10 protein-coding genes are annotated in these 15,937 nt (G+C 66.6%); 3 read left to right on the forward strand and 7 right to left on the reverse strand.

Annotated elements, in window-relative coordinates; all coding sequences use genetic code 11:
* A partial coding sequence (locus DMO17_RS19530) for a retention module-containing protein (RefSeq protein WP_220034071.1) occupies nucleotides 1-2,807 on the reverse strand: 2,807 nt, incomplete at its 3' end.
* A gap of 460 nt (nucleotides 2,808-3,267) precedes the next feature.
* Between DMO17_RS19530 and DMO17_RS08820 the strand changes: the two genes are divergently transcribed.
* The 3 genes from DMO17_RS08820 to DMO17_RS08830 all read left to right on the forward strand — a co-directional run bounded on the left by DMO17_RS08820 (nucleotide 3,268) and on the right by DMO17_RS08830 (nucleotide 8,212).
* Entirely contained in the window at nucleotides 3,268-4,623 is a 1,356-nt protein-coding gene (locus DMO17_RS08820; protein ID WP_110682119.1) for a TolC family outer membrane protein, read from the forward strand.
* A gap of 70 nt (nucleotides 4,624-4,693) precedes the next feature.
* Complete coding sequence (locus DMO17_RS08825; protein ID WP_110682360.1) at nucleotides 4,694-6,841, forward strand: type I secretion system permease/ATPase; 2,148 nt, start codon at nucleotides 4,694-4,696, stop codon at nucleotides 6,839-6,841.
* A gap of 12 nt (nucleotides 6,842-6,853) precedes the next feature.
* Entirely contained in the window at nucleotides 6,854-8,212 is a 1,359-nt protein-coding gene (locus DMO17_RS08830; protein WP_110682120.1) for an HlyD family type I secretion periplasmic adaptor subunit, read from the forward strand.
* 27 nt (nucleotides 8,213-8,239) lie between these two features.
* Here the strand turns inward: DMO17_RS08830 and DMO17_RS08835 are convergent, their stop codons facing one another.
* The 6 genes from DMO17_RS08835 to DMO17_RS08860 form a co-directional block, all read right to left on the reverse strand.
* Nucleotides 8,240-9,043 carry an MOSC domain-containing protein gene (locus DMO17_RS08835; protein WP_110682121.1) on the reverse strand — a complete coding sequence of 268 codons (804 nt, stop codon included), beginning with the start codon at nucleotides 9,041-9,043 and terminating at the stop codon, nucleotides 8,240-8,242.
* A gap of 68 nt (nucleotides 9,044-9,111) precedes the next feature.
* Complete coding sequence (locus DMO17_RS08840; protein ID WP_110682122.1) at nucleotides 9,112-10,038, reverse strand: chemotaxis protein CheV; 927 nt, start codon at nucleotides 10,036-10,038, stop codon at nucleotides 9,112-9,114.
* Nucleotides 10,039-10,152: 114 nt separating this feature from the next.
* Nucleotides 10,153-11,046 (reverse strand): lipid kinase YegS, encoded by an 894-nt coding sequence (gene yegS, locus DMO17_RS08845; RefSeq protein ID WP_110682123.1) that lies wholly within the window; start codon nucleotides 11,044-11,046, stop codon nucleotides 10,153-10,155.
* Nucleotides 11,047-11,106: 60 nt separating this feature from the next.
* Nucleotides 11,107-12,666, reverse strand: a complete 1,560-nt coding sequence (locus DMO17_RS08850) for an FGGY-family carbohydrate kinase (RefSeq protein ID WP_110682124.1) — start codon at nucleotides 12,664-12,666, stop codon at nucleotides 11,107-11,109.
* Nucleotides 12,663-14,249 (reverse strand): glycerol-3-phosphate dehydrogenase/oxidase, encoded by a 1,587-nt coding sequence (locus tag DMO17_RS08855; RefSeq protein WP_110682125.1) that lies wholly within the window; start codon nucleotides 14,247-14,249, stop codon nucleotides 12,663-12,665. Before DMO17_RS08855 ends, DMO17_RS08850 begins: the two co-directional genes overlap by 4 nt.
* 1 nt (nucleotide 14,250) lies before the next feature.
* Nucleotides 14,251-15,849, reverse strand: coding sequence for an FAD-binding oxidoreductase (locus DMO17_RS08860; protein ID WP_110682126.1), 1,599 nt, complete (start codon nucleotides 15,847-15,849; stop codon nucleotides 14,251-14,253).
* Nucleotides 15,850-15,937: the final 88 nt, after the last annotated feature.

Raw genomic sequence — 15,937 nt, forward strand, 5'->3', positions numbered from 1 at the left:
TGGTCGATCGGCCCGAGCAGGGTAAAGGTCCAGCTGCCGTCGCCGTTCACTTGCAGGCTGAACACGTCATAGTCACCGGCTTCGGTACCCTCGACGTAACCCACCAGCACTCCGCCGTCCATGCGGTACTGTAACTCTTCCCCGCCTGACTTCAGGCCCTGAACAGTGAGCGATGCCAGGGCAGCCTCAGCTGCACCGCCCTCGCCCTCGATGTCGATCAGGCTGAAATCACCAGGGCCATCGGCACCGAAGTTCACCAGCGCATTCAGCGAGCCATCTCCGCCCGAAGCCACCAGGGTCTGCGCGGGGTTGGCATCGCTACCGACCGGATCACCGTCCTCGTTGTTGCCCTCGTACGGCGGCGCCGGCGGGGCGCCCTCGCCAGACCACAAGGTCAGCGCGTCGTCATGCACCAGGCCGGATACCACCGGGCGCTGGTTTTCGCTGCCGGCCAGCACCGGCACATCGTCCTCGACATCGATCACGAAACTGCCCGACGGGAATCCACCCACCAGCGGGTCGCCATCGCCATCGGTGGCCGCCAGAACGCCAGAGAAGTCGATCGGCAGGCCTTCGTCATCACTCAGCAACTCGCTGTCATCGCCATCGGGTTTCGGATGGTCGATCGGCCCGAGCAGGGTAAAGGTCCAGCTGCCGTCGCCGTTCACTTGCAGGCTGAACACGTCATAGTCACCGGCTTCGGTACCCTCGACGTAACCCACCAGCACTCCGCCGTCCATGCGGTGCTGTAACTCTTCCCCGCCTGACTTCAGGCCCTGAACAGTGAGCGATGCCAGGGCAGCCTCAGCTGCACCGCCCTCGCCCTCGATGTCGATCAGGCTGAAAGCACCGGGGCCATCGGCACCGAAGTTCACCAGCGCACTCAGCGAACCCTCTCCGCCCGAGGCCACCAGGGTCTGCGCAGGGTTGGCATCGCTGCCGACCGGATCACCGTCCTCGTTGTTGCCCTCGTACGGCGCTGCCGGCGGGGCGCCCTCGCCAGACCACAAGGTCAGCGCGTCGTCATGCACAGTTCCAGTCACGGTCGGACGTTGGTTATCACTGCCCACCAGCCGCGGCACGTCGTCCTCAATGTTGATGACAAACAGGCCGTCGATGGAGTCGCCCTGAAATTCCGCCACCGGATCGCCGTCGAAGTCGGTCGCAGTGAGCACATGAGTGAAGTCGATGCCGAAGTAGGACTCCTCACCTTCGCCCAAGTACTCCCACAGTTCGCTGTCGTTGCCATCCTGCTGCGGATGGTCGATAGGGCCCTGGAGAGTGAAGGTGAAGTGGCCATCGGCCTCCACCTGCAGGGTGAAGATCGGGATGCCACCTTCGCCCTTGTAGGCGACCAACTCGGTGTACAGCAGGCTCGGCGGATCACCGCCGTCATCATATTCGGTCACTTCGTAGATCAGGGAGACCCCACCCGATTTCAGCCCTTGCGCACCGAGCACAAGGTTGGCGGTAGTCGTGTCCACCAGGCCGAAGCTACCGATGCGGTCTGCGCCGAAGTCGACCAGAAAACTAAGTGGCGGGGTGTAGGGGGAAGTATGACTACTGAAAGTAACGGTCTGATCCGGGTCGGCATCGGAGCCAATCGGGTCAGTGTCCTCGTTATTACCTTCGTGCGGGGCATCCAGCGCCAGTGGCGGCAGCATGAACAGTTCGTACTCACCGTCCGGCGGGCTCTTAGTAAGAGCATCCTCGTGCACCAGTCCATTGATCCGTGGAATGTACTCGCCCTCGCCGCGGTACAGCGCCAGCTGCGGGGTGTCGTCGTCCACCGTCACGCTCAGCGTGGCACTGGCAGCATCCCCATCACTGTCCGTGACGGTAAAGGGAATTTGCAGCAGTAACTCGTCCTCGGTGCCCACCACGGGGTGGTCCAAGGGCTCGAACAGAGTGAAGGTATAGGTACCGCCTGCATTGGCCACTTCGAATACATCGACCCGTATGTCCTCGCCTTCGCCGTCACCCGGGAGGATGTAGAACGCTATGAGGGTCTGCCCGTCGCCACTGATCTCGATGGACAGTGGATGGCCTTGCGACTGTATGGCCGCGAGATTCGGTGCATTCCAGGTGAAGCTACCGGGGCCGTCGGGGCCGAAGCTGTAGTTGAGCGCCCCAGAGACCTGGCTCGGTGCATCGGAATCACCCGACCCTCCTGTGTTCCGCTCAGCCAGACCAGGTGCCGAGGGATCACCATCTTCGTCAACCTCAGTTGTGGCCCCCTCAGCAGTCGGCAGGCCATCGACGGGCACCGCCGGCGCGGGTTCCGGATCCACTATGGGCTCGGCATCGGGAAACTCGGGGCCGGTGTTGAACCCCGCAGTCGGGAAGCCGATTACCGGATCCAGCGCACCACCGACCTCGCCCAGCAGCACAAAGCTGTGGCCACCACCTACGCCACCGGCGCCACCGCCACCACCGGCTCCCGGACCGGCGGCAGTCGCCTCGCCCTCCAGGGTCGGGTCGACGCCGGCTTCGATTGCGGCCTGCAGCTGCTCGACATCGGTCAGGTCGCTGTCCGACGGAGCGGCGGATTCCTGCTCCTGCGGCTGGGCCGTCTGCCCATCGCCACCAGCCAGCATCTGCTCATTGAGGTTCAGGCTGCTGTCGCGCCCGAGGGTGAGAACCTCACCATTGGTGAGAGTGACCGCAACCGCGCCGCCTGCACCAGTAACCAGTTGCTCGCCGGCATAGACACGATCGCCTTCGACTAGCGGTCGACGCGTTCCATCGCCGGCTACCGCAAAGACCTCGCCGACAACCTGACTGACGACACCAATCAAAGTAGCCATGATTCCTTCCTCCGCACTACAGCTGCCGACCACCGCCGACACGTTTCAAAAGGGCCAAACCACCTTTCGAACCCGGGATTGCGTACGAAGAAGAACTGAATGAATTCGCGCGGTGCAATAAACCTGAAAATTGCAATGCGACAAAAAAGTGTCGCCCCAACTGCACCGGATCACTCCCTCAGAACATCCCCGCCCCTTATGCTCCAAACTGCGATTGACCATCCGTCTTAACTGCGAAAGGGCCTGAAGGCCTCGTTTTTCGCGGCTTACGGAAGAAACAATGTGCCCGTTCTCACAGAGTGCATAAGACTTTTTCCTCATAAACCTTGTGAGGATTTTTTCTTAGCTACGCTTGTGAATGTTCTTAGCTGTGATGTTACAGACCTGGAACAGATTTCCGGGCAAAAGCGTCATTTATTTGGCGACAGGAACCGAGCATACAAATAAGGAGAAGCATCTCATGCGCGTTCTTACACCGCTCTGCAGCAGTATCCTGCTGGCCATGGCCTGTGCTCAGGCCCAGGCCATGACGCTCTCGGAAGCCATCCAGAGCACCATCGACAATCATCCCGAGCTGCACGCCAGCATGAATGATCGTCTCTCGGCCGACGAGGATGTGAAGATCGCCAGAGGTGGCTACCTGCCCACCGTCGATCTGCTGGTCGGCTACGGCCGCGAGCAGACCGACAGTCCGAGCACGCGTGCCCTTGGCGACCACAATAAAGAGACTCTCAATTACCGCGATGCCGAGCTGCGCCTGCGGCAGATGCTCTTCGACGGCTTCAATACGCCCAACGAAGTGGCCCGCACCGAGTCGGTGGTCAACTCCCGCGCCTATTACGTCCTCGGCACCTCCGAGAGCCTGGCCCTGCGCACCGTCGAGGTCTACCTGGACGTGCTCAAGCGCCGCGAGATGGTGAGCCTGGCGGAGAACAACCTGCAGGCCCACCAGCGCATCCATGACCAGATCCGCCTGCGTAGCGAGCGTGGCGTCGGCAGCACCGCCGACCTCGACCAGTCCGAGGCACGTCTGGCCCTGGCGGAGAACAACCTCTACACCGAGCAGGTCAACCTGGCCGACGCCCAGGCCAACTTCTTCAGTGCCACCGGGCGCATGCCGGACGAGCTGGAACAACCGGCCACGGTCAAGGGCGAGCTGCCGGAAGACATCAACATGGCCCGGCAGACGGTGATGGACAACAACCCCTACCTGAAGTCCGCCCAGGCCGACGTGCACGCCGCCGAGAAGCAGTACGAAGTGGCCAAGGCGCCCTTCTATCCGCGCTTCGACCTGGAACTGGCCACTACCGCCGATGACAACGTCCAGGGCGACGAGGGCCACTACAACACCTGGCGCGCCGCCGTGGTGATGAACTACAACCTGTTCAACGGCATGCGTGACAAGGCCCGCCTGCAGGGCGCCGCGCACAAGATCAACCAGTCCATGGACATCCGCAACAACGCCCTGCGGGTGCTCAACGAGAACCTGGCCCTGGCCTGGAACGCCATGGAAAACGCCCGTCTGCAGACCCCCAAGGCCCGTGACTATGCCGACTACACCTCGCGCGTGCGCGAGGCCTACCAGCAACAGTTCAGCCTCGGTCAACGCACCCTGCTCGACCTGCTGGACAGCGAGAACGAACTCTTCACCGCCAACCGCCGCTACACCGAGGTGCGCTACACCGAAGAGTTCTCCATGTACCGCGTCATCTCCGCCATGGGCGAGCTGTTGAAGAAGCAGAACGTCGTAGTCCCGGCCGAAGCTGTAGCCCTCACCGAAGTGAAGAGCGAGGCCCGCCTGCCGGACATGCAGTAATACCGGCGAAGTCGTTGCCCGGTGGCCGCCGGCCCCGGGCAACTGCTCAGGAGTAGTGACCTTGACCACCATGGAACGGAGACCCTCCGACGACCAGCGGCAGAGTCACGACGACCCGTTGCTGGACGGCCTGCTGATCCTCTGCAACCTGCACGAATGCTCGGCCAGCCGTGCCAGCCTGACCGCCGGCCTGCCGATGCCCGAACAGCGCCTGAGCGCCGAGCTGCTGCCGCGGGCGGCGGCGCGCGCCGGCCTGCAGGGACGCATCCTGCGGCGCGAGCTGGAGGCCATCTCGCCGCTGAACCTGCCGGTTCTGCTGCTCCTGAAGGACGGCCGCAGCGCCGTGCTGCGCAAGATCGGCCCGAAGAACCAGATGCAGATCCTGCCCTGCGAGGCCGATGGCGGCGAGCAGTGGGTCAACCGCGAGCATCTGGCCATCGAGTACAGCGGCCAGGCCTTCTTCGCCAAGCCACAGCATGAGCTGGAAGACACCCGCACGCCGCTGGTGCCAAGGGTCGAGGCCTGGTTCCGCGACACGCTCAAGCTGTCGCGCTGGCTCTATACCGACGCCGTACTGGCCAGCCTACTGATCAACCTGCTCGGCCTGATGGTGCCGCTGTTCGTCATGCAGACCTACGACCGGGTGGTGCCCAACCAGGCCACCTCGACCCTCTGGGTGCTGGCCATCGGCCTGTTCATCGGTACCGGCTTCGAGCTGCTGCTGCGGGTCTTGCGCGCCTACCTGCTGGACGTGGCCGGCAAGAAGACCGACGTGGTGCTGTCCGCCACCCTGTTCGAGCGCATCACTGGCATGTCGATGAAAGCCCGGCCCGCCACGGTCGGTGGTTTCGCCCAGAGCATCCACGACTTCCAGGGCCTGCGCGAATTCCTCACCGCGGTCACCCTCACCAGCCTGATCGACCTGCCCTTCTCGCTGCTGATGATCCTGGTCATCGGCCTGCTCGGTGGCTGGCTGGTGGTGATCCCGCTGCTGGCCTTCCCGATCACCGCGCTGTTCGCCCTGATCATCCAGGCGCGCCTGCGCGATACGGTGGAGAAGAGCCTGGCGCTCGGTGCCGAACGCCAGGCCTTGCTGATCGAGACCCTCGGCGGCCTGGAGACCCTCAAGGCGTGCAGCGCCGAGAGCGAGCGCCAGCACCACTGGGAGAAGACCCATGGCGCGCTCACCCGCCTGGACAGCCACGCCCGCTTCCTCGCCTCCCTGGCCACCAACGGCACCATGTTCCTGCAGCAGTTTGCCGGCATGGCCACCATAGTCTCCGGGGTCTACATCATCATCGCCGGCAACCTCAGCGTCGGCGCCCTGGTCGCCTGCTACATGCTCGGCAGCCGGGTACTCGCGCCCCTGGGCCAGATCGCCGGCCTGATCACCCGCTACCAGCAGGCGCGCCTGACCATGACCAGCACCGACGCCCTGATGGCACTGCCCCAGGAGCGCCAGCCCAAGCAGCGCCCGCTGGAACGCACTCACCTCAAGGGGGCGCTGGACGTGCGCCAGGTCAGCTTCAGCTACCCCGGGCAGAGCACCCCGGCGCTGAGCAAGGTCAGCCTGCACATGGCCGCCGGCGAACGGGTCGGCATCATCGGCCGCAGCGGCTCGGGCAAGAGCACCCTGGCGCGCCTGCTGATGAATTTCTACACCCCGGACGAAGGCCAGATCCTGCTCGACGGCCTGGACCTGCGCCAGCTCGACGTGGCCGACCTGCGCCACCAGATCGGCTACGTCGCCCATGACCTGCCGCTGCTGGCCGGCAGCCTGCGCGACAACCTGACGCTGGGGGCACGCTACGTCAGCGACGCGCGCATGCTGGAGGTAGCAGAGCTCGCCGGCGTCACCGAGCTGGCCCGCCAGCACCCGCAGGGCTTCGACCGTCCGGTGGGCGAGCGCGGCCAGCTGCTTTCCGGCGGCCAGCGTCAGGCCGTACTGTTGGCCCGCGCACTGCTGCTGGACCCGCCGATCCTGCTGCTGGACGAACCCACCAGTGCCATGGACAACACCAGCGAGGACATCCTGCGCAACCGCCTGCAGAGCTGGTCGCAGGGCAAGACCCTGCTGCTGATCACCCACCGGACGTCCATGCTCAGCCTGGTCGAACGCCTGATCGTGATGGATTACGGCCACATAGTCGCCGATGGCCCCAAGGAAGCGGTGATCGACGCCCTGCGCAAGGGCCGTGTCGGCCCGGCGGCGGTGTAGCGGGAGACCCCCATGGAACTCGCCCAATCCCTGCGCGACTACTTCGGCAGCCTGAAGCGGCAGAAGCAGGACACCGAATTCATGCCGGAAGTGGACGGCGCCATCCTCGAGGACTCGCCCTGGCTGGCCCGCGCCACCGTCTGGTCGGTGACCGCCTGCCTGCTGGCGGCGCTGATCTGGGCCAAGTTCGCCGAACTGGAGGAAGTCACCACCGGCGAAGGCAAGGCCATCCCCTCCAGCAAGGTACAGGTCATCCAGAACCTGGAAGGCGGCATAGTCACGGAAATCTTCGTGCGCGAGGGCCAGGTGGTGAACAAGGGCGACGTGCTGCTGCGCCTGGACGCCACCCGTTTCATTTCCAACCGTGGGGAAACCGAGGCCGACCGCCTGGCCCTGCTGGCGCGGGTCGAGCGCCTCAGTGCCGAGGCCGAAGGACGCCCCATCGCCCTGCCGGAGGACCTGGTCAAGCAGGCGCCGCAGCTGGCCGAGGACGAGATGGCCCTGTACCGCTCGCGCCAGCAGCGCCTGGACAGCGAGCAGAACACCCTGCGCGAACAGCTGCGGCAGAAGACCCAGGAGCTGGCCGAGTTCCGCGCCAAGGCCCAGCAGTATCGTTCCAGCCTGGGGCTGCTCCAGCAGGAGCTGAACATGTCGCAACCGCTGGTGGGCACGGGCGCCATCTCGGAGGTGGAGATCCTGCGCCTGCGCCGCAGCGCGGTGGAAGTGCGCGGCTCGCTGGACGCCACCAACCTGGCCATTCCCAGGGCCGAGGCGGCCATGCAGGAAATCGAGAGCAAGCTCAACGAATCGACCCTGGCTTTCCGCACCGAGGCGCTCAAGGAGCTCAACGAGGTCCGCACCGAACTGAAGAAGATCACCTCCACCAGCGTGGCCATCGAGGACCGGGTCAGCCGCACCACGGTGATCTCGCCGGTCTACGGGGTGATCAAGCTGCTCAAGGTCAACACCATCGGCGGCGTGGTGCAGCCCGGCGATCCGATGGTCGAGGTGGTGCCGCTGGAGGACAACCTGCTGATCGAGGCCAAGGTGCGGCCGCAGGACGTGGCCTTCCTGCACCCCGGGCAGAAGGCCATGGTCAAGTTCACCGCCTATGACTTCACCATCTACGGTGGGCTGAAGGCCAAGCTGGAAGTGATCAGCGCCGACACCATCACCGACGAGGAAGGCAACAGCTTCTATCTGATCCAGGTGCGCACCGACAAGAGCCATTTGGGCACCGAGGAACACCCGCTGCTGATCATCCCCGGCATGGTCGCCACCGTGGACATAGTCACCGGGCAGAAGAGCGTGCTGGACTACCTGCTCAAGCCGGTGCTCAAGGCCCGCTCCGAAGCCCTGCGCGAGCGCTGAAGGGAAGCGCCGGAGAGCGCTGCGCGGCTACTCCAGCACCTCGACCGGCATGCCCAGGCGCAGCTCGCCGGTGCCGCGCGGCAACAGGTTCTGCCCGAAGTACACATCACCGTCGCGCTCGCGATAGGTCTTCAGGGTGGTCAGCGGCTCGCGGTCGGCGTTGCGTTCGCCGGTCTGCGGGTCGATGGTGGTGAGAATGCAGCGGCTGCAGCCCTTGGCAACCTCGAACTCGATGGTACCGATGCGGATGCGCTTCCAGCCGTCCTCGGCATAGGGCGCGCTGCCCTCGATCACCAGGTTGGGGCGAAAACGCAGCATCTCCAGCGGCCGGCCGACCCGCGCGGAGAGGTCGTCCAGCGAGGCCTGGCCGATCAGCAGCAGCGGGAACCCATCGGAAAAGGCCACCTTGTCGCCGGGCTGGGCGTAGCCGGTATCGACCTGGCGGGCGCGCGCCTCGGGCACCTGCACCAGGCGGCAGGGCCGACCGAGAAAGGCGCTCAGCCACTCGGCCGCGGCATCGCCGGCATCCGGCACACGCAGGCTGTCGCGCCAGACGGTCACGCCACGCAGGTCCGCCTCGGGATCGGGCAGCGCCACCTCCAGGCGGCCATGCCCGGGCGCGCTCAGGCTCAGGCCGCCCGTGGCGTTGTACAGCGCGCTCAATTGGCTCATCTGCGGCAGCAGGCGCTGGGTCAGGAAGCGCCCGCTCTCGGGCTCCACCAGCATCCAGCGCCGGTCGCCGCGCAGGCCCAGCGCCTCCAGGGGCGAACTGCTCAGACTCTCGCCACGGGCGGACTTGAGCGGGTAACGGTAGAGGGCGGAGAGTTGCATGGGACCGGCATCCTTGGATCGTGAATGCCGGTTATACGGGGAGGACGCCGGCCACTCAAGCCTGGCGATCAGGCGTCGCGACGCAGGCGATCGAGGATCACGTCGACCAGCTTGTCCGGCTGGAACTTGGAGAGGAAGTTGTCGCAGCCGACCTTCTTCACCATGGCATCGTTGAAACTGCCGGACAGCGAGGTGTGCAGCACCACGTAGAGGTCCTTCAGGCGCGGGTCGTTGCGGATCTCGGTGGTCAGGCGATAGCCGTCCATCTCCGGCATCTCCGCGTCGGTGAACACCATCAGCAGCTTGTCGGTCATGTTCTCACCGGCATCGGCCCACTTCTTCAATTGCTGCAGGCCCTTGAGACCGTCGCTGGCGGTGTGCGGGCGGATGCCCAGCTGGGTCAGGGTATCGCGCAGCTGGTTGAGGGCCACGCTGGAGTCGTCCACCAGCAGCACCTCGCGGCCGATGGCCTTGGACAGCAGCGGCTCGGCCAGCTTTTCCTCGGAGACCTTGGTGTTCATCGGGGCGATTTCCGCCAGCACCTTCTCCACATCGATGATCTCGACGATCTGATCGTCCACCTTGGTGATGGCGGTCAGGTAGTGCTGGCGCCCCGCTCCGCCGGGCGGCGGCAGGATGGACTCCCAGTTGAGGTTGAGGATGCGATCCACACCGCCGACCAGGAACGCCTGCACCGAGCGGTTGTACTCGGTGACGATGATGGTGCTGTTCTCGTTGGGCGTCAGCGGACGCATGCCGATGGCCTGGGACAGGTCGATCACCGGCAGGGTCTGCCCGCGCAGGCTGACCACGCCGCAGACATGCGGGTGGCGGTGCGGCATCAGGGTCAGCTTGGGCAGCTGCAATACTTCCTGGATCTTGAACACGTTGATGGCGAACAGCTGGCGCCCGGCCAGGCGGAACATGAGGATTTCCAGACGGTTCTCACCCACCAGTTGGGTGCGCTGGTCCACTGTATCGAGAATGCCGGCCATCTAACTGCTCCTCATGACTGTATCGAGTCTAGCCTCTATCGGCCGCTTGCACGCAAACTGCAGGGTATGGCCTGGCGCCATCATGCCGCACGGGCGCGGACCGCGCCAGCCGCCCTACCCGAGCAGCGGCGAAGACTCCGGCAGGTGCACGGACAAGGCTGCGGCACGCGCAGCGAAACGCAGGTGGCGGCTCTCCAGCGGTTCACCATCGAGGTTGATGTCCAGCCCTTCCGGCGCATCGATTTCCAGCCAGGCCAGGCGCGCACTGAGCGACACCGTCTCCAGCCCCAGCACCCCACCGGACAGCAGCGTGCCCAGGGTGCCGACCACGTCCTGCGGCGCCGGCACTATGCAGATGTCGAGCAGGCCGTCGTTCACCAGCGCCTGTGGACAGAGCACATGGCCGCCGCCGGCCTGGCGACCGTTGCCGATGCCCAGGGCGAGGAAGTCGCCCTCCCAGGCGAAATCCGGCCCGCGAAAGCGCCCGAAGGCCGAGTGCACCTCGGAGAAGCGCGTCAACCCGGTGAGGAAATAGGCGGCGCCACCGAGCAGTTTCTTAAGCTCTTCGGACGTATTGGCGGTGACCCTGGAGCCGAAGCCGCCGGTGGCCATGTTGAGGAACAGCTGGCCATCCACCTCGCCCAGATCGATCCGCTGTGGCGGCCTCTCCAGCAGGGCCAGGGACTCGTCCGGCACCAGCGGGATGCCGGCGGCGCGGCAGAAGTCGTTGGCGGTGCCCAGCGGCAGCAGCGCCAGACTGGCCTGGCCGCCGGCCAGCGCCAGGGCCTCCGCCACTTCACGCAGGGTGCCGTCACCACCACCGGCGATCAGGGTGGAATAGCCGGCGGCCAGCCCCTCCTGCACCAGGCGCGCCGCATCCCCTCCCTCCCAGGTCAGGCGCACGGCCAATTGCCAGCCGCGCTCGCGCAACGCCATCACGGCGGCGCGCACCTCCTCGTTCTGCGCCTGCTTGCCATGCAGGATCAGCCATGCCTTGCGTCCGCCCATGCGCCCTCCTTCGCCCGTCGCCTGAGTATATGCAGACTGGGGGTTGCGGCAGGAAGTGCCTCAGGCCGGGTAGCCGGTGATCTCGCGGATGCTGCGGTACAGCGGCCTGAGCTGCTTGTACATGCGCAGGTAGACCTCGCGGTACAGCCGCTCGTACACCGCCACCGCCTGCGGGTTGGGCTGGAACACCTTGCCGACGCGGGTCATGGCGGCGATGGCGGTGGGAAAATCCGGGTGCAAACCGAGGCCGACGGCGCAGTCGATGGCCGCGCCAAGGCCGGAGGTCTCGTACAGGTGCGGGCGCTCGGCCGGCAGGTTGAAGATGTCGGCGGTCAGCTGCATGGCCGCGTCGCTCTGCGAGCCGCCGCCGGAGATGCGCAGGCGCTCGATACGCGTGCCGGAACGCTGCTCGATCTTCTCGCGGCCCTGGCGCAGGGCATAGGCCAGGCCCTCGAGGATGGCGCGATAGAGATGCGCGCGGGTGTGCACGTCGCCGAAGCCGATGATCGAGCCCTTGGCCTCCAGCCCCGGCTCGCGGATGCCCGGCGACCAGAACGGCTGCAGCATCAGGCCCATGGAGCCCGGCGGCACGCTCTCCACCAGCTCGTCGAACAGGGTCTCGGCCTCCACGCCCAGCTCCAGGCCGCGCTGGCGCTCGGCATGGCCGAACTGCTCCTTGAACCAGCTGACCATCCAGAAGCCGCGAAACACCATGACCTCGGTGTTGTAGTGGTCGGGAATCGCCGCCGGGTACGGCGGGATCAGTGGAATGGTCTCCAGGTACTGGCTGCGGGTGGTGTTGATGGTCGCCGTGGTTCCATAGGACAGGCAGGCCGTGCTCGGCTCCACGCCGCCGGCGCCGATCACCTCGCAGGCCTTGTCCGAGGCAGCGGCGATCAGCGGTAGACCCTCGGGAATCCCCGTGTGGGCGCTGGCCTCGGCGCTGATCGCGCCGATGCGCTCGCCCGGCTTGACCAGCTCCGGCAGCATGTCCGGGCGCACCGGGATGGCCTGCCACTTCCAGTCGCTCGGCTTGGCCCAGCACAGGCGCTTGTAGTCGAACGGCAGGTAGGCCACGCAGCTGCCCACCGAGTCGGCGAAGCGGCCGCACAGGCGATGGGTGAGAAAACCCGAGAGCAGCAGGAACTTGTGCGTGCGCGCCCAGATTTCCGGCTGCTGCTGGGTGATCCAGTTGGCCTCGGCCTGGCTGCGGAAGTAGTCGATGGTCTCCTCTTCGCGGATCAGCTTGAACAGCCAGCCCCAGGGGCCCTTGATGCTGCCTGCGACTTCGGCCCTGCGCTGGTCGAGCCAGAGAATGGCCGGGCGCAGCGGCTGGCCGGCCTCGTCGACATTGATCAGGGTGCCGCGCTGGGTGGTCAGCGACACACCGGCAATCTGGCTCCTGTCGATGTCGACGCTGGCCCACAGCTGCCGGCAGGCCTCGCCGAGGCTGCGCCAGTAGTACTCCGGATCCTGCTCGGCCCAGCCGGGATGCTCGGAATAGTAGGGTTCCAGCTCCACCTTGCCCTTGCCGACCAGGTTGCCGGCCAGGTCGAAGAGCAGCGCGCGCACGCTCTGGGTGCCGTTGTCGATGGCCAGCAGATAGCGTTGTTCGCTCACGAAGATTCACCCGGCAGGCTGTAGCACTGGCGCCATAGCGCCAGATAGCGTTGTTGTTGTTCTTCCCAGCGCGCATCGCTCCAGCCCAGGCGCGGCTGGCACAGGGCGCGGATGCGCGGCAGCTCGGCCTCGGCGCCGCCCGCCAGCAACAGGCCGATGCGGGTGCGGCGCAGCAGCAGGTCGTCCAGTTGCAGCACCAGCTCGTCGTCGCAGGCCAGGGCCAGTTCGGCCCACAGCGTGGTGCTGGCGCCGATGCACTCGCTACCCAACTCACCGATCAGCTCGGCCAGGCGCGGCAGCGCGCGGCCATGGCGACCGGCCAGCCGGCGCTGTTGGCTCAAGCTCAAGCCGGGCAGTGCCAGCGGCGGCGCGGCATGGAATACCGCCTGCCCCACATCCGCCACCTCGCGCCCGAGCATCGGCGCGCAGGCGCGCAGCACCTCCAGGGCGAGCAGGCGGAAGGTGGTCAGCTTGCCGCCGGCCAGGGTCACGCAGCCGGGCTCGACCCACAGGGCATGCTCGCGCTTCTCATCCGACGGCTTCTTGCCGGTGCTTTCGCCCTCGCTGACCACCGGGCGCACGCCGGCCCAGGTAGACAGCACGTCGGCGCGACCGACCTTGGCATGCGGGAACACGCTGGCGCAGGCCACCAGCAGGTACTCCACCTCATCCTCCGTGATCCGCGCGTCGCGATTCAGCGCCTCGCCATGGTCCAGATCGGTGGTGCCGATCACCGTGGCGCCCTCCCAGGGGAAAACGAACACCGGACGCTGGTCCTCGGGGTGCATAAAGCTGATGGCCTGGGCTACCGGCAGGCGCCAGGCCGGCAGCAGCAGGTGGCTGCCGCGCAGCGGGCGGATATGTTCCAGGCCCGTATTCTGCCGTAGCTCATCGGCCCAGGCGCCGGTGGCCTGGGCCACGGCGCAGGCACGGAAGCTGAAACGCTGGCCACTCTCGCTATCCTCGGCGACCAGGCCGTTCACCCGCTCGCCATCGCGACTGAGTTCGACCACGCGCAGGCCGTTGAGCGCCTCGCCGCCCTCGGCCCGTGCCTCGCCCAGCACGCGCATGACCAGGCGCGCGTCATCGGTGACCGCATCGGTAAACAGGGTGCCGCCGAGCAGTTCGGCGTCGTTCAGCCCCGGCGCCAGGTAGCGCAGCTCGGCGGCCGGGTGGTAGCGGTGCAGGCGCTGGCCGGCCAGGGCGTCGTACACGCCGAGCAGGCCACCGAACACCCGGGGGCCGGGAAACTTGCCGCGGTAATGCGGGAACAGGAACGGCAGCGCATCGACCAGCCCCGGCGCCTCGCCGAGCAGGCGCTGGCGCTCGCGCACCGAATCGCGGGTCAGGCCCAGCTGGCCCTTGGCGATATAGCGCAGGCCGCCGTGGACCATCTTCGACGAACGGCTGGAGGTGCCCCAGGCGAAGTCGCGCTGCTCCAGCAGCAGGCAGCTCCAGCCACGCCGCGCCGCCTCGCGCAGAATACCGGCGCCGCTGATGCCGCCGCCGACCACTATCAGGTCCCAGTCGCGCGCCGCCAGCTCGGGCAGCGCGGCCTCACGCCAGGTGGCGTTCCAGGCCATTTCAGTCTTCCAGGAGGACGCCCGGAGCCAGGCGCTGCTCCGGATCGAAATGCTGCGCCATGGCCTTGAGCGCCGCCATGCCCAGTTCGCCCTTCTCAGCCACCAGGTACGGCGCGTGATCCCGCCCGACGCCATGCTGGTGACTGATGGTACCGCGGTTGGCGGCGATGGTCCGGCTGGCGGCCTGCTTGAGCTTGGCCCAGCGCGCCAGGGTGGTTTCGTAGCAGTCGCCCGGACGGAACACGTAGGTGGTGTAGATGCTCGAACCCTGGCCGTAGACGTGCGACAGGTGGGTGAAAACGTGGACCCGCTCGACCTCCTCCGCCAGGCCCTGGCGCAGACTGGCCTCGACCTGGTTCAGCAGGTGGTCGACGTTGTTCCAGTCGGTGGCCGTCTCCAGGGTATCCACCGCGTAGCCGGCCTCCCACAGGCCGTGGCGCAGGTAGGGGAAGCGGAAGCGGTTCTCCGCCCATTTCTTGCCCAGCAGGGTGCCGGTGAACACGCCGCCGAAGCCCTTCAGCAGCTTTTTCGCCTGCTTCACCGACAGCGCATTCTGGCTGCGGTTGCCGGTGACGCCGAAGGTCAGCATGCACTTGCCGGCGCGCGCGCCGCGCAGGGCCAGGTACTTCTCCAGCAGGGCGATCTGTTCCGGATGGCCAGCCAGGGCCAGCTGGGTCTCGGTCTCGATGGCGTTGGACAGGCGCAGCATGGATAGCGGGATACGTGCCTGCACCAGGGCGCGGATGCCGGCCAGGGCCTGCTGCCAGCTGGGCAGGAACACGGCGAAGAACTTCTCCTGCTCGGCCAGCTTGGTGACGCGCACCTTGACCTCGGAGATCACGCCGAAGCGGCCCTCGCTACCGAGGATCAGCTCGCGCAGGTCGGGGCCAGCGGCCGAGGCCGGAAAGGTGGGGATCTCCAGGGTGCCGGCGAAGGTCTCGACCTTGCCGCCGGCGAACAGCTGCTCGATGCGCCCGTAACGCAGCGACTGCTGGCCACTGGAGCGGCTGGCGACCCAGCCGCCGAGGGTGGACAGCTCCCAGGACTGCGGGAAGTGGCCGAGGGTATAGCCGCGCGCGCGCAGCTGCGCTTCCACCTGCGGGCCGTTGGCGCCAGGGCCGAAGGTGGCGATCTGGCTTTGCTCGTCGAGGTCGAGCAGCTGGGTCATGCGCTCCAGCGACAGGGTCAGCACCGGCTTGGCGGACTCGACCGGGTTGATATGCCCAGCCACCGAAGTGCCGCCGCCGTAGGGGATGACGATGGCGTCCTGCTCCCTGGCCCAGGCCAGCAGCTCGCGGATCTGCGCGGCGGTTTCCGGCAGGGCAACGCCGTCGGGGAACACGCCGAACTCGCCGGAACGCATGGCCAGCCAGTCCGGCAGGCTCTGGCCGCGGGCGTGGCGCACGCGCACTTCGGCATCGACGCTGATCAGCGGGTGGCGCAGGCTCAGGCGCGATTCGGGCACTCGCGCCAGCACCTGTTCGAGGGTGGCATCCTTCAGGCGCTGCCCGGTGCCGACCAGGTTCTCCAGGAAGGCCGCGCCATGCGCCGGCAGCTCCACCACGGTGGCCTCGTCGCCCCATCCATTCCAACGTCGCATGCGTGCTCCCACTATTCCGGTCATTCTCGATGGCTGCCTATACTAGCCAGCCGCCCGCGCCGGTCACTGTCGGATCGGGCCAGCGGCT

Source organism: Aquipseudomonas alcaligenes (assembly GCF_003205495.1).
GTDB lineage: Bacteria > Pseudomonadota > Gammaproteobacteria > Pseudomonadales > Pseudomonadaceae > Aquipseudomonas > Aquipseudomonas alcaligenes_B.

Bases quoted from the DNA above. Each gene is read 5' to 3' on its own strand.
- DMO17_RS08820 (WP_110682119.1), top strand. From the start codon at position 3,268: ATGCGCGTTCTTACACCGCTCTGCAGCAGTATCCTGCTGGCCATGGCC.
- DMO17_RS08825 (WP_110682360.1), top strand. From the start codon at position 4,694: ATGGAACGGAGACCCTCCGACGACCAGCGGCAGAGTCACGACGACCCG.
- DMO17_RS08830 (WP_110682120.1), top strand. From the start codon at position 6,854: ATGGAACTCGCCCAATCCCTGCGCGACTACTTCGGCAGCCTGAAGCGG.
- DMO17_RS08835 (WP_110682121.1), bottom strand. From the start codon at position 9,043: ATGCAACTCTCCGCCCTCTACCGTTACCCGCTCAAGTCCGCCCGTGGC.
- DMO17_RS08840 (WP_110682122.1), bottom strand. From the start codon at position 10,038: ATGGCCGGCATTCTCGATACAGTGGACCAGCGCACCCAACTGGTGGGT.
- yegS (WP_110682123.1), bottom strand. From the start codon at position 11,046: ATGGGCGGACGCAAGGCATGGCTGATCCTGCATGGCAAGCAGGCGCAG.
- DMO17_RS08855 (WP_110682125.1), bottom strand. From the start codon at position 14,249: ATGGCCTGGAACGCCACCTGGCGTGAGGCCGCGCTGCCCGAGCTGGCG.
- DMO17_RS08860 (WP_110682126.1), bottom strand. From the start codon at position 15,849: ATGCGACGTTGGAATGGATGGGGCGACGAGGCCACCGTGGTGGAGCTG.